Origin of the sequence: Pseudomonas sp. SID14000 (assembly GCF_002165135.1) — a bacterium.
Classification (GTDB): domain Bacteria; phylum Pseudomonadota; class Gammaproteobacteria; order Pseudomonadales; family Pseudomonadaceae; genus Aquipseudomonas.
The window spans coordinates 24,793-37,493 of record NZ_NFZQ01000011.1; the positions used below are offsets into that span (position 1 = coordinate 24,793).

13 protein-coding genes are annotated in these 12,701 nt (G+C 63.2%); 6 read left to right on the forward strand and 7 right to left on the reverse strand.

Annotated elements, in window-relative coordinates; translation table 11 throughout:
• Positions 1–430 precede the first annotated feature (430 nt).
• A complete protein-coding gene (locus tag CAY82_RS17305) occupies positions 431–646 on the forward strand; it encodes a ribosome modulation factor (protein ID WP_003248687.1) in 216 nt (71 codons plus the stop codon).
• Between the two features lie 151 nt (positions 647–797).
• Here CAY82_RS17305 and CAY82_RS17310 read toward each other — a convergent pair whose 3' ends face one another.
• Positions 798–1,820: a quinone-dependent dihydroorotate dehydrogenase gene (locus CAY82_RS17310; RefSeq protein ID WP_087502319.1), complete on the reverse strand. Its 1,023-nt coding sequence runs from the start codon at positions 1,818–1,820 to the stop codon at positions 798–800.
• Positions 1,821–2,016: 196 nt separating this feature from the next.
• On the opposite strand from CAY82_RS17310, the gene CAY82_RS17315 reads away from it, so the two are divergent.
• From CAY82_RS17315 to cobA, 5 genes are all read left to right on the forward strand, one after another.
• Complete coding sequence (locus tag CAY82_RS17315) at positions 2,017–3,231, forward strand: CmpA/NrtA family ABC transporter substrate-binding protein (protein WP_087502320.1); 1,215 nt, start codon at positions 2,017–2,019, stop codon at positions 3,229–3,231.
• Between the two features lie 11 nt (positions 3,232–3,242).
• A complete protein-coding gene (locus CAY82_RS17320; RefSeq protein ID WP_087502321.1) occupies positions 3,243–3,818 on the forward strand; it encodes an ANTAR domain-containing response regulator in 576 nt (191 codons plus the stop codon).
• 489 nt (positions 3,819–4,307) lie between these two features.
• On the forward strand, positions 4,308–5,519 hold the full coding sequence (locus CAY82_RS17325) for a NarK/NasA family nitrate transporter (protein ID WP_087502322.1): 1,212 nt from the start codon (positions 4,308–4,310) through the stop codon (positions 5,517–5,519).
• 9 nt (positions 5,520–5,528) lie between these two features.
• Positions 5,529–7,199 (forward strand): bifunctional protein-serine/threonine kinase/phosphatase, encoded by a 1,671-nt coding sequence (locus tag CAY82_RS17330; protein WP_087502323.1) that lies wholly within the window; start codon positions 5,529–5,531, stop codon positions 7,197–7,199.
• Positions 7,200–7,226: 27 nt separating this feature from the next.
• Positions 7,227–7,967, forward strand: coding sequence for a uroporphyrinogen-III C-methyltransferase (gene cobA / locus CAY82_RS17335; RefSeq protein ID WP_087502324.1), 741 nt, complete (start codon positions 7,227–7,229; stop codon positions 7,965–7,967).
• 139 nt (positions 7,968–8,106) lie between these two features.
• Here the strand turns inward: cobA and CAY82_RS17340 are convergent, their stop codons facing one another.
• The 6 genes from CAY82_RS17340 to rraA form a co-directional block, all read right to left on the reverse strand.
• Complete coding sequence (locus CAY82_RS17340; RefSeq protein ID WP_087502325.1) at positions 8,107–9,144, reverse strand: OmpA family protein; 1,038 nt, start codon at positions 9,142–9,144, stop codon at positions 8,107–8,109.
• A 111-nt stretch (positions 9,145–9,255) separates the two neighbouring features.
• On the reverse strand, positions 9,256–9,822 hold the full coding sequence (gene sigX, locus CAY82_RS17345; RefSeq protein WP_003248665.1) for an RNA polymerase sigma factor SigX: 567 nt from the start codon (positions 9,820–9,822) through the stop codon (positions 9,256–9,258).
• A gap of 112 nt (positions 9,823–9,934) precedes the next feature.
• Positions 9,935–10,759, reverse strand: coding sequence for a mechanosensitive ion channel domain-containing protein (locus tag CAY82_RS17350; RefSeq protein WP_087502326.1), 825 nt, complete (start codon positions 10,757–10,759; stop codon positions 9,935–9,937).
• Positions 10,760–10,761: 2 nt separating this feature from the next.
• Positions 10,762–11,034, reverse strand: a complete 273-nt coding sequence (locus CAY82_RS17355) for a hypothetical protein (RefSeq protein WP_004376140.1) — start codon at positions 11,032–11,034, stop codon at positions 10,762–10,764.
• Positions 11,035–11,156: 122 nt separating this feature from the next.
• The gene (locus tag CAY82_RS17360; protein ID WP_087502327.1) at positions 11,157–12,152 is read right to left on the reverse strand and encodes a zinc transporter ZntB; all 996 of its coding nucleotides are present in this window, start codon (positions 12,150–12,152) and stop codon (positions 11,157–11,159) included.
• Positions 12,153–12,179: 27 nt separating this feature from the next.
• A complete protein-coding gene (gene rraA, locus CAY82_RS17365) occupies positions 12,180–12,671 on the reverse strand; it encodes a ribonuclease E activity regulator RraA (protein ID WP_087502328.1) in 492 nt (163 codons plus the stop codon).
• Positions 12,672–12,701 lie beyond the last annotated feature (30 nt).

Sequence of the window (12,701 nt, forward strand, 5' to 3'; positions counted from 1 at the left end):
CGCCTGACCGATCCGCGCTTGGCCCAGTGGCAAAGACAGCTTAGATCATCCGGCAGTACGAAAAATTCTGGCGATCCCGGGGCCGATGTGACCCTTCGTCGCATTTCAAATTATTTCTGTCATCCGCTAGCAACGCTGGCGAAATGACGTCAATGATCGGCAAACCCTGATCATAGCGGGCTCAACGCTAAACAAGGTTGAGTCGCATTTATTTACTTATCCCCTCACCCTTGGAAAGGTTACGTGCTTATGACAAATCGATCATTCACACCGTGACTCGCATTCGATAGAACTGGTCTCAGGCCACTTCGCAACGAGGTGGCACTTTCAGCTCGCCACGCCGGCAGCGAGCGCACACCGGCAGAAAGACTCTGCCCGGCCTCGGAGAGGCCGACGGGACATTACAGTCAACAAGTGAGGGCAACACCCTATGAGAAGACTTAAGCGTGATCCGTTGGAAAGAGCATATTCACGTGGCTACCAATATGGGGTCACCGGCAAATCCCGCGAACTTTGCCCCTTTAATCTTCCTTCTGTTCGCCAAGCCTGGATCAACGGCTGGCGCGAAGGTCGCGGTGATAACTGGGACGGCATGACTGGCACCGCTGGCATCCATAGACTCAACGAAAATCACGCCGTTGGCTGAACGAGGACACTGAATTCGATTCACCATGCACGCCCTATCCGGGCGGCGGGCGAAGGCCCAGGGGCCCCTTGATGGGGCCCTTTTTTTATGGCCTCGAATCCATATCCGCGCGGGCTTTTTCGCGGGCTCGCCCGCTAATGGGCCGGCTGGGTCACCGCGGCATCGCAGCGATAGCGTCCACTGCCTCGCGAATCAACGCTGGCCCTCTGTAAATGAAGCCGGAGTAGATCTGCACCAGGCTCGCCCCGGCAGCGATCTTCTCCGCGGCATGGCGGCCTTCAGTAATGCCACCAGCGGCAATGATCGGCAGCTTGCCGCCCAGCTCACCCGCCAGCACCTTGACGATATGGGTGCTCTTCTCCAGCACCGGCGCGCCCGACAGGCCGCCCGCCTCGCCACCGTATGGCAACCCTTCGACACCTTCACGCCCCAGCGTGGTGTTGGTGGCGATCACCGCATCCATGCCCGATTCCATCAGCGCGGCGGCCACCAGGGCGGTTTCTTCGTCGCTCATGTCCGGGGCAATCTTGATTGCCAGAGGTACGCGCTTGCCATGCGTGCCGGCTAACTGCTCGCGGCGCTCGGCAAGGGCATCGAGCAACTGTTTGAGCGAATCGCCGAACTGCAGGCTGCGCAGGCCCGGTGTGTTTGGCGAACTGACGTTGACCGTGATGTAACTGGCCTCGGTATACACCTTGTCCAGGCAGATCAGGTAGTCATCGACGGCACGCTCCACCGGGGTGTCGAAATTCTTGCCGATGTTGATACCCAGCACGCCGTTGTAACGCGCGGCCCGCACCCGGCCGAGCAGGTGATCAACGCCCAGGTTGTTGAAGCCCATGCGGTTGATGATGGCCGTAGCCTCCGGCAGGCGGAACAGCCGTGGCTTGGGGTTGCCCGGCTGAGGGCGCGGGGTGACGGTGCCTATTTCGACGAAGCCAAAGCCCAGCTGGGCGAAACCGTCGATGGCCGCGCCGTTCTTGTCCAGGCCTGCTGCCAGGCCCACCGGGTTGGCGAAGTTCAAGCCCATGACCGTAACCGGCAAAGCCGCCGGCTGCTTGCACAGCATGCCGTTGAGGCCAAGACGGCCACCGGCGCCAATCAGGTCCAGGGACAGGTCGTGGGAGGTTTCCGGGGAAAGCTTGAACAGCAGCTGGCGGGCCAGGGTATACATGGGCGGGCAAGGCTCGGGGTGAATGAGGGGGCGATTATAGCCAGCGTGGGGCTGGCATGACAGCAAATCGTGGGGCTGCCGGCAATGAGACCAGTGCAGGCAACACAAGGGAGTTGTTTCCACAGTGCTCCTGCCAGATGGCACATCGGTTGCACCGGAGAAGCCCACAGCCTTATCAGTACGGGCGAGGAACCTTGTGAACACTGTACCCCGAGCAACGCCCCTGGCCTGGGTCAACGGCAGCGATGCGCCAGAAAAGCCAAGCCTGAACATCGGCTACATGGCCCTGACCGACTGCGCCTCGGTAGTGGTCGCCGCCACCCAGGGCTTCGCCCAGCAGCACGGCCTTACCCTCAACCTCAAGCGCCAGGGCTCCTGGGCCGGGCTACGCGACAAGCTGGTCAGCGGCGAACTGGATGCCGCGCACTGCCTGTATGGCCTGGTCTACGCCGTGCACCTGGGCATCGGCGGTGTACCGGCCAGCGCCATGGCCGTGCTCATGGGGCTGAACCAGAACGCCCAGGCCATAAACCTGTCCCCCGCCCTGCAACGCAAAGGCGTGACCAACCCTGAAGCATTGGCGCGCCTGGTGCACCAGCATGGCGCGCGCCTCACCTTCGCCCAGACCTTCCCCACCGGCACCCATGCCATGTGGCTGTATTACTGGCTGGCCAGCCAAGGCATCCACCCGCTGCGCGACGTCGACAGCGTGGTGGTGCCGCCGGCGCAAATGGCCGCGCATGTACAGGCCGGGCGCATCGACGGTTTCTGCGTGGGCGAACCCTGGGCCGCTGATGCAGTAGCCACTGGCCAGGGCTTCACCCTGGCCACCAGCCAGTCGATCTGGCCGGACCACCCGGAAAAGGTCCTGGCCTGTGCCCGCGCCTTCGCCGAACAATACCCCAACAGCGCCCGCGCTCTGATCAAGGCGGTCCTCGCCGCCAGCCGCTTCATCGAGCAAAGCCTGGAAAACCGTCGTAGCACTGCTCAACTACTCAGCGGCAGCGCCTACCTGGACACCTCGCTGGCGAGTATCGAACCGCGTCTGCTCGGCAGCTACCACGATGGCTTGGGCAACCACTGGCAAGACCCGCACGCCCTGCGCCTGCACGACCACGGCCGTGCCAACCTGCCGTACCTGTCCGACGGCATGTGGTTCATGACCCAGTTCCGCCGCTGGGGCTTACTGCGCAAAGACCCCGACTACCTCGGCATCGCCCGCCAGGTCCAGCAACTGGCACTGTATAGCGAGGCGGCACAAAGCCTGGGCGTAGCCTGCCCCGAGCAGCCGATGCGCAGCAGCCTGTTGATAGACGGCAGCCACTGGGACGGTAGCGACCCCTACGGCTATGCCCGCAGTTTCAGCCTGCATGCCCTGGGCGACCTGCCCGACGCCCGTGTCGGCGCGTGAGGGGGACCACTATGTTGCGCATCCTGCTGATCGACGACACCCAAAGCAAACTCGGCCGCCTCAAGGCGGCTTTGATCGAGGCCGGCTTCGAGGTCATCGAAGCTCCAGGTCTGACCATCGACCTGCCCGCCTGCGTCGAAACGGTGCGTCCGGACGTGGTGCTGATCGATACCGATTCACCGGATCGCGATGTGATGGAACAGGTGGTGCTGGTCAGCCGTGACCAGCCACGCCCCATCGTGCTGTTCACCGACGAGCACGACCCCGGGGTGATGCGCCAGGCGATCCAGGCGGGGGTCAGCGCCTACATCGTCGAAGGTATCCATGCCGCGCGGCTGCAGCCGATCCTGGACGTGGCCATGGCCCGTTTCGAAAGTGACCAGGCGCTGAAGGCGCAGTTGCTTGCGCGCGACCAGCAACTGGCCGAGCGCAAGCGCATCGAGCAGGCCAAGGGTCTGCTGATGAAGATGAAGGACTGCAACGAAGAACAGGCCTATACCCTGATGCGCCGCCAGGCCATGAGCCGGCAGCAGAAGCTGATCCAGGTGGCAGAGCAGATCATTGCCATGCACGAGATGCTGGGGTGATGGGACTGGCATGAGACTTTCAGCGCCTGTGAGACCGAGCGCCGCCCGCGCGGCGCTTCGCGGGGCAAGCCCGCTCCCACATTTGTTGCAACGTGGCCATGCCTGAGGGAGAGGCGTTGCCCGCTTTGGTGGAGAGTTTGAGACTGGCGAGGCGGCGGTAGCGCCAGCCGGGAAATCGCGTCAAGGCAACAAGGCTGACAACCATGGCCTGACAGGTTCGGCACGTTGCAACAAATGTGGGAGCGGGCTTGCCCCGCGAAGCGCCGCGCGGGCGGCGCTCGGTCTCACAGACAACAAAAAAGTCATGCCAGCCTCTGCCAACAGTTGCCCCATGTCTTGAGTTGGCCCATCTCTTGCTGAACAAATATCACCGGTAGCCAACGGCGGTTGCCCACTTGATCCCGACAAAGACGTCGCTCTCCCCTCCACCCCCATGGAGCGGGTAGCGGCGTCTTTTTCGTTCCGTTGCATTGCCGAGTGAGGTGTTCGATGAGTACCAGCTTCTGGAAATCCGGGCATGTGCCCACGCTATTCGCCGCGTTCCTGTACTTCGACCTCAGCTTCATGGTCTGGTACCTGCTTGGCCCGCTGGCGGTGCAGATTGCCGCCGACCTGCAACTGAGTGCACAACAGCGGGGCCTGATGGTGGCAACGCCGATCCTGGCCGGGGCGATCCTGCGCTTCATCATGGGCGTGCTGGTCGACCGCCTGTCGCCCAAGACCGCCGGGCTGATCGGCCAGGTGGTAGTCATCGTCGCCCTCGCGGCAGCCTGGCACCTGGGCGTGCACAGCTATGAACAAGCGCTGCTGCTGGGCGTGTTCCTCGGCTTTGCCGGTGCCTCATTCGCCGTGTCACTGCCGCTGGCCTCGCAGTGGTACCCGCCACAGCACCAAGGCAAGGCCATGGGCATTGCCGGTGCTGGCAACTCCGGCACGGTGTTCGCCGCCCTGCTGGCCCCGGCGCTGGCCGCGGGTTTTGGCTGGAACAATGTATTCGGCTTCGCGCTGATACCGTTGTCGCTGGCCCTGGTGGTGTTCGCCCTGCTGGCACGCAATGCTCCGCAGAGGCCCAAGCCAAAAGCCATGGCCGACTACCTCAAGGCCCTGGGTGACCGTGACAGCTGGTGGTTCATGTTCTTCTACAGCGTCACATTCGGCGGCTTCATCGGCCTGGCCAGCGCCCTGCCCGGCTACTTCAGCGACCAATATGGCCTGAGCCCGGTCACCGCCGGCTACTACACCGCCGCCTGCGTGTTCGCCGGCAGCCTGATGCGCCCACTCGGCGGCGCCTTGGCCGACCGCTTCGGCGGCATCCGCACCCTGCTGGGCATGTACAGCGTGGCAGCCATCTGCATCACCGCGGTCGGCTTCAACCTGCCCAGCGCAGCCGCCGCACTGGCACTGTTCGTCAGCGCCATGCTCGGCCTGGGTGCCGGCAATGGTGCGGTGTTCCAGTTGGTACCGCAACGCTTCCGCCAGGAGATCGGCGTGATGACCGGGCTGATCGGCATGGCCGGCGGCATCGGAGGCTTCCTGCTGGCGGCCGGGCTTGGCACCATCAAGCAGCACACCGGCGACTACCAGCTGGGCCTGTGGCTGTTCGCCAGCCTGGGCTTGCTGGCCTGGTTCGGCCTGCACGGCGTGAAACAGCGCTGGCGCACCACCTGGGGCTCGGCTGCGGTTACCGCAGCGCGGGTCTGAGGCGGCGCCATGAGCCTGCAACTGAACTTTGCCCAGGCCAGCGCCACCGGGCCGCGCGAGGAAAACCAGGACGCCCTGCGCCTGGTTACCCCCGCGCCGGAGCTGGCCGCCAGCAAGGGTTACCTGTTCGCCCTCGCCGACGGCGTCAGCCACTGTGCCGATGGCGGCCTGGCAGCCCGTGCCAGCCTGCAGGCACTGGCCCTGGACTACTACGCCACCCCCGCGACCTGGAGCGTGGCCCAGGCCCTCGACCGCCTGCTGCTGGCGCAGAACCGCTGGCTGCGCGCCCAAGGCAGCGGTCAGCCATTGCTGACCACCCTCAGCGCGCTGGTGCTGCGTGGCCGACGCTTTACCTTGGCCCACGTAGGCGACTGCCGCGTGTACCGCTGGCACGCCGGGCGCCTGCAGTGCCTGAGCGAAGACCATGTGTGGGACCAGCCCGGCATGCAGCATGTGCTGAAGCGCGCGCTGGGCCTGGACCAGCACCTGCTGGTGGATTATCTGGAAGGCGAGTTGCAGCCGGGCGAGAGTTTCCTGCTACTGAGCGATGGCGTATGGGCCAGCCTGGGCGACCGGCACATCCAGGCGGTGCTGCGCGAACAACCCGACCTGCAACTGGCCGTCGATACCCTGGTCGCCAGCGCGCATCTCAACGGCAGCCAGGACAACGCCAGTGCCTTGCTGGTGCAGGTCGAGCAACTGGGCGCGGCCAACCTGGGCGATACCCTGGCGCAGCTGCAGCAATGGCCGGTACCCGGCCCGCTGCACGAGGGCCAGATAATCGATGGCTGGCAAACCGAAAAGCTGCTTTCGCACAGCCGCCAGTCGCTGCTATATCGGGTGCGCGACGGCCAAGGTCAAGCCTGGCTGTTGAAAACCCTGCCCGCCACGCGCGAGCAGGAACCCGGCGCGGCGCAAGGGCTGTTGCTGGAAGAGTGGTTCCTGCGCCGGGTCGCTGGCCGGCACTTCCCCGAACTGCACGCCGCCAGCCAGCGCCAGCACCTGTACTACGTGATGCGCGAATATCCCGGCCAGAGCCTGGCGGCGCTGCTGGCCGAGCATGGCCCGCTGCCCGTGCCGCAGTGGCTGGAAATGGCCCGGCAACTGCTGCAAGCGGTCGGCGTGCTGCACCGGCGCAACTTGCTGCACCGCGACATCAAGCCGGAGAACCTGCACCTGGGCAGCGATGGCCAGTTGCGCCTGCTGGACTTCGGCCTGGCCTACTGCCCAGGCCTGTCCGAAGACCCGCTGCACGAGTTGCCGGGCACTCCGTCATACATTGCCCCGGAAGCGTTCGACGGCCAGCCACCCAGCCCACGCCAGGACCTGTATGCCGTGGGCGTGACGCTGTACCACCTGCTGACCGGGCACTACCCGTACGGCGAGGTGGAAGCCTTCCAGCGCCCGCGCTTCGGCCAGCCGGTCAACGCCGCACGCTACCGCCCCGACCTGCCGGAATGGCTGCAGCACAACCTGCAGCAAGCGCTGGCAGCCGACCCGGCGCAGCGCTTCGAAACCGCCGAACACTGGTTGCTGCTGCTCGAACGTGGCGAACGCCTGGAACTGCCAAGCCGGCCACGGCCGTTGCTGGAGCGCGAGCCGTTGAAGGTCTGGCGCACCCTGGCCCTGCTGTCGTTGCTGTTCAACCTGATATTGCTGCTCACCCTGATCAAGGGCTGAACGCACCTTGCCGATGAGGAAACCCTGATGAACGCGAAAGTCTGGTTGGTTGGTGCTGGCCCAGGTGACCCTGAACTGCTCACTCTCAAGGCTGTACGCGCCTTGCAGCAAGCCGCTGTGGTGATGATCGACGATCTGGTCAACCCGGCGGTGCTGGAGCATTGCCCACAGGCCCGGGTGATTGCCGTGGGCAAGCGCGGCGGCTGCCGCTCTACCCCGCAAGCCTTCATCCAGCGCCTGATGCTGCGCCATGCGCGGCAAGGACGCTGCGTGGTGCGACTAAAGGGCGGTGACCCGTGCATCTTCGGCCGTGGCGGTGAAGAGGCGCTGTGGCTGCAGGGGCATGGCGTCGAGGTGGAAGTGGTCAACGGCATCACAGCCGGCCTGGCGGGCGCCACGCAATGCGGGATTTCCCTGACCTCACGGGGTGTGAGCCGGGGCGTGACACTGGTCACGGCTCATACCCAGGACGACAGTGAACTGAACTGGGCAGCCTTGGCCCAGGGCGGGACGACGCTGGTGGTGTACATGGGCGTGGCGCGGCTGGAGCAGGTGCGCCAGGGATTGCTGGACGGGGGCATGGCACCGGGGATGCCGGTGGCGATGATCGAGAATGCCTCGTTGCCGCAGCAGCGGGAGTGCAGGAGCGATGTGCGGGGGATGGTTGAGGATGCGCGAGGGTTTGGCTTGCGTAGCCCGGCGATATTGGTGATTGGGGAGGTGGTTGGGGGGCAGGTGGCTCGGGAATTGGTGGCAATTGCTGGATGATGCGCTGCCTGTGCCAGCCCATTCGCGGGTAAACCCGCTCCCACAGGGATTGTGCATGACCTGAAGGGTGCGACGAACCTGTATCCAGGGCAAAGAAAAACCCGGCCGAGGCCGGGTTTTTCATGAAGCTTCAAACCAATTACTTGGCCTGGGCTTCTACCTGAGCTTCAACGCGACGGTTGATAGCGCGGCCTTCTTCGGTGGCGTTGTCGGCAACCGGACGGGTTTCGCCGTAGCCAACCGAGTCAACACGGCTGGATTCTACGCCGTACTGCTGGGTCAGGACCTGCTTGACAGCGTTGGCACGACGCTCGGACAGCTTCTGGTTGTAAGCGTCTGGGCCGACGGAGTCAGTGTGACCTTCCACGGTGGTGGTGGTCTGTGGGTACTGCTTCATGAAGTCAGCCAGGTTCTTGATGTCGCCGTAGCTGTTTGGCTTGACGACCGACTTGTCGAAGTCGAACTTGACGTCCAGCTCAACGCGAACGACTTCGGCAACAGCCGGGCAGCCATCAGCGTCAACGGTAACGTTGGCCGGGGTGTCAGGGCACTTGTCGACGTTGTCGCAAACGCCGTCGTTGTCGGAGTCGGAGCACACTTCGGCAACTGGAGCCGGAGCGGCTTCAGCTTGCTTCGGGCTACCGCCGAAGTTCAGACCAACACCAACGGTCGGACCCCACTCGGTGTTGCCGTTGTCGATGTTGTACATGGCTTCAACGCCGGCACGGGCGAAGAACATGTCGGTGATGTACCACTTGGCGCCAGCGCCAACGTTGGCGAAGGTGGAGTGGTCGCGGCCGCTACGAGTAGCCTGGCCCAGGCTTTCGTGAGCGAAACCGGCGGAAACGTACGGACGCAGAGCGTCGCCCACGGTACCGAAGTGGTAGGTGGCGTCGAGCTTGGCCTTGGAGCCTTTGATGTCCTTGTTGAAGACTTCACCACGAGCGTTGTGGGTCTCGTTGTAGCCGAGGTCCAGGGAAACGTCGTCGGTCAGGAAGTAGCCCAGGCGAACACCAGGATTGGTGCCGTCGTTCTTGAAGTTACGTTCGCTGTCGTAGTACTGCTTGGTAACGTTGCCTTCGATTTCTACTGCGCCCTGGCCTTGAGCCAGAACGCCGAACGAAGTAGCAGCGACGAGCGAGCCAATGGCCAAGCCCAAGGTGTTTTTCAATTTCATCCGTTAAATCCCCATCTGGTGATAGTTAAGCAGTCCCACCACAATCAAGGGGGACAACTCGACGGCAAGTCTAGCAGAACTCGCCGGTTCGTTAGAGATATTTGCATGCCACTAAGTTTCATCGAGGCCGGCAAATTTCTCCCGAAGCTTGTCTAGCGCGCGTTTGTATCGCATTTTCGTCGCGCTCAGGCCCATGTGCATGATGTCGGCAATTTCCTGAAATTCCAGCTCTGCGACAAAACGCAGCACCAGGATTTCCCGGTCGATCGGGTTCACATGCACCAGCCATTTGTCCAGCCCGCCTTTTTCTTCCGGCTTTGGAGCCTTGTCTTCGGACGCCTCTTCCACAGGGTCCAGACTCAAGGCATCCATCAACCGACGTTTACGGCGCTCCTTGCGGTACTGGGTAATGCATTCGTTGTAGGTGATGCTGTAGAGCCAGGTCTTGAACTTGGATTTACCCTCGAAGTTCTTCAGCCCGTACAGCACTTTCAACATGACTTCCTGACAGACATCGTCCGCGTCACGGTCGTTCCCCAGATAACGCGCACAGACGTTGAACAGGGTCCGTTGGTAGCGCCGCATGAGCTCCTCATAGGCGCGGGTAACGTGGTACAGCTCCTCATGCGAACGCGCCACCAACTCTTCATCGGTGAGCTCGCGGGGGTCATAACGCATGGGCGGCGAATGAACTTTATTCAAAACGGATCTGGCCGACAGTCAGGTCAATGTCGCCGCGCGACCCCGTGGGTCGATTTTCGCGGCGGCATACATTAACAGCTTTGTGCGGTTAGCGGCTATTGACTCGCTGTTCAAGCAGCTCGCGGTTGGACAGCGACACCAGTTCGCCATCATCGGTCAGCAACGTCGTCTTGACCGTACCGATTTCCTCGATATGCCCTTCGACCTCTCCAATCCGCACCTGCTGGCCTACCTGGTACAGCTCACGCACGTAGATACCGGCCAGGATCTGCCCGGCGATTTCGCGGCTGCCAAGGCCCATTGCCAGGGCAACGGCCAGACCAACGGTAATCAGCCCGATCACGATCACATGGTTCAGCAGGTCGGTTTTCACCTCCAGCTGGCTGATGGCCACCGAAATGCTGATGATGATCACCAGACCCTGGGTGATACGCCCCAGACCTGCCGAGTATTCCAGGCCGATGCCTTCGGCAGCGCCGCGCACCAGGCCGTTGGCCACCTGGGCCAGCAACACACCGGCCAGCAGCACCAGGGCTGCGCCGAACACCTTCGGCAGGTACAGGGCGAGCATGTCGAGGGTTGCCGAAACCCGCTCCAGGCCTAGCGATTCGGCGGCCGAGACCAGGAAGATGAGCAGCACGAACCAATAGACGACCTTACCGATCAGGGTCGAGATCGGCACCTGGATGCCGACCCGGCCGAGCATCTTGGTCAGGCCGGTACCGGCCATGAGGCGGTCCAGGCCGAACTTGGCGAGCAGTTTGGACAGCAACGTGTCGAGCAGCTTGGCCACCACGAAACCGAGCAGCACCACGACCAGCGCACCGAACAGGTTGGGGATGAAGTTCGCTACCTTGGTCCAAAGGGCAGTCATGGCAGTGACCAGGCTCTGGGTCCAGAGATCGAGTTCCATATTCAATCGGCCTTATCTGCTTTGCTGCCGTTGGCAGCGTTGCGGGAGGAGTGTCGACGCACCGGCGCCACATGCGCCGCGCCATTGTTCACGGCGATCAGCAGCGCCTGGCTCCAACGGCCAAGCAGGCTGAACAGATCACCCGCACCAACCTGGCGGTTGGCGGTTTTCAGCACGCGACCCAGGCAAGCGGCGTCGTCCCGGTCATCCCGGTCATTGCCGGAGGGTGACGCCTTGAGCAGGTCGCGCAGGGATTCTTCAAACGGATCGTGCATGGGCACCTCGCGCAGTGTCAGTCAGAGACGAGATGGCCGGGCGATGGGTCACACATCGCATTGGGACGAATGTTTCAAAATGAATGCGTGCCCGCGAAGAGGCCAGAACAGGCAGAACATTTCTAGACCCACCGCAACCGCCGGAACAGCCACCACTGCCCCACCGCCAGCCCCAGCACGACGATGCAGGCAAACAGGAAGCCATAGGGGTTTTCCGCTCCCGGAATGCCACCGACATTGATGCCCAGCAGCCCGGTGATGAAGCTCATGGGCAGGAAAATGCAAGTGATGATGCCGAAGCGGTACATGGTGCGGTTCATCCGCTCGCTGCGCCGGCGATCCTGGCTTTCCAGCACCAGCGCGGCCCGCTCGCGGGTCAGTTCCAGCTCTTCGAGGTAGCGGATCAGGCTGTTGTTCAGCTCGTTCCAGTAATCGGCGTCGGCATCGACGAACCAGCTCCATTTATTGCGCGAAAGCTGGGCGTAGATCTCCCGCTGGGGGGCAAGAAAACGCCGTAGACCAGCGGCACGCCGGCGGATCTGCTGCAGGCTGCCGTTCTCCGGGGTGTACCGTTCGTCGGATTCGACCTTTTCTTCTTCCAAATCGACCAGCTCGGACAGGTCGCTGACCAGCCCCTGCACCTTTTCGGTCAGCAGTTCGCCCATCAGCAGCAATAGCTCGGAGGCCGATTTCGGGCCCCTGCCCTCTTCGAGCTGCTGGAGAATCTCGTCACTGGCGCGCAACGGCCGCAGGCGCAGCGAGATGACCCGCTGCGCCTCGGCGAAGATGCGTACCGAGACCATGTCTTCGGGCTCTGCACCCGGGTTGAGGTTGACCCCACGCAGGAACAGCAACAGCTGTTCATCGGCCATGGGTAGCAGGCGCGGCCGGGTGTTTTCTTCCAGCAGCAGCTCGCAGGCGAACGCACTCAGGCCGCTGTCGCGCAGCAGCCAGGTGCGGGTTTGCGGATGGCTGCGGTCCCAGTGCAGCCACAGGCTCTGCTCGGGTTGCAGTTGCAGGCTGTCCAGCTCGGTACGGGCAATCGAGCGCGCGCCGCCTTTGCCATCGAGCACCAGGGCGTGTACCAGCCCCCACTGCGCGTTGTCGTCCTCGAACATCAAAGCTCCATCAGTGCGGCCGCCGCATCACGCGGGCATTTTCAGCGGACTTGGCGAGACCAGCACACCATTGTTGTCGGCATACACGTACTCGCCCGGGCGGAAGGTCACCCCGGCGAAGGTCACTGGCACGTTGAGGTCGCCGATGCCGCGCTTGTCGGTCTTCATCGGGTGGCTGGCCAGGGCCTGCACGCCGACGTCGGTCTGGATCAGCACGTCGACGTCACGCACGCAGCCGTAAATCACCAGGCCTTCCCAGCCGTTCCTGGCAGCCTTTTCGGCGAGCATGTCGCCGAGCAGCGCACGGCGCAGCGAGCCACCACCATCGACGACCAGGACCTTGCCCTTGCCATCGAGCTCGACTTGCTCCTTGACCAGCGAGTTGTCTTCGAAGCACTTGATGGTGACGATCTGGCCGCCGAACGAGTCGCGGCCGCCAAAATTGCTGAACATCGGTTCCAGCACCTGCACCAGGTCGGGGTAGGCGTCACACAGGTCGGGCGTTACGTAATGCTGCATGGGAAGCTCCTGTCAGTCACAACGAAAGCG

What these genes read in the sequence shown, in the direction of transcription:
- CAY82_RS17350 (WP_087502326.1), bottom strand. Translation starts at nt 10,759, where the DNA reads ATGGAACTCGATCTCTGGACCCAGAGCCTGGTCACTGCCATGACTGCC.
- CAY82_RS17355 (WP_004376140.1), bottom strand. Translation starts at nt 11,034, where the DNA reads ATGCACGATCCGTTTGAAGAATCCCTGCGCGACCTGCTCAAGGCGTCA.
- CAY82_RS17340 (WP_087502325.1), bottom strand. Translation starts at nt 9,144, where the DNA reads ATGAAATTGAAAAACACCTTGGGCTTGGCCATTGGCTCGCTCGTCGCT.
- rraA (WP_087502328.1), bottom strand. Translation starts at nt 12,671, where the DNA reads ATGCAGCATTACGTAACGCCCGACCTGTGTGACGCCTACCCCGACCTG.
- CAY82_RS17310 (WP_087502319.1), bottom strand. Translation starts at nt 1,820, where the DNA reads ATGTATACCCTGGCCCGCCAGCTGCTGTTCAAGCTTTCCCCGGAAACC.
- CAY82_RS17330 (WP_087502323.1), top strand. Translation starts at nt 5,529, where the DNA reads ATGAGCCTGCAACTGAACTTTGCCCAGGCCAGCGCCACCGGGCCGCGC.
- CAY82_RS17305 (WP_003248687.1), top strand. Translation starts at nt 431, where the DNA reads ATGAGAAGACTTAAGCGTGATCCGTTGGAAAGAGCATATTCACGTGGC.
- cobA (WP_087502324.1), top strand. Translation starts at nt 7,227, where the DNA reads ATGAACGCGAAAGTCTGGTTGGTTGGTGCTGGCCCAGGTGACCCTGAA.
- CAY82_RS17360 (WP_087502327.1), bottom strand. Translation starts at nt 12,152, where the DNA reads ATGTTCGAGGACGACAACGCGCAGTGGGGGCTGGTACACGCCCTGGTG.
- CAY82_RS17325 (WP_087502322.1), top strand. Translation starts at nt 4,308, where the DNA reads ATGAGTACCAGCTTCTGGAAATCCGGGCATGTGCCCACGCTATTCGCC.
- sigX (WP_003248665.1), bottom strand. Translation starts at nt 9,822, where the DNA reads ATGCGTTATGACCCCCGCGAGCTCACCGATGAAGAGTTGGTGGCGCGT.
- CAY82_RS17320 (WP_087502321.1), top strand. Translation starts at nt 3,243, where the DNA reads ATGTTGCGCATCCTGCTGATCGACGACACCCAAAGCAAACTCGGCCGC.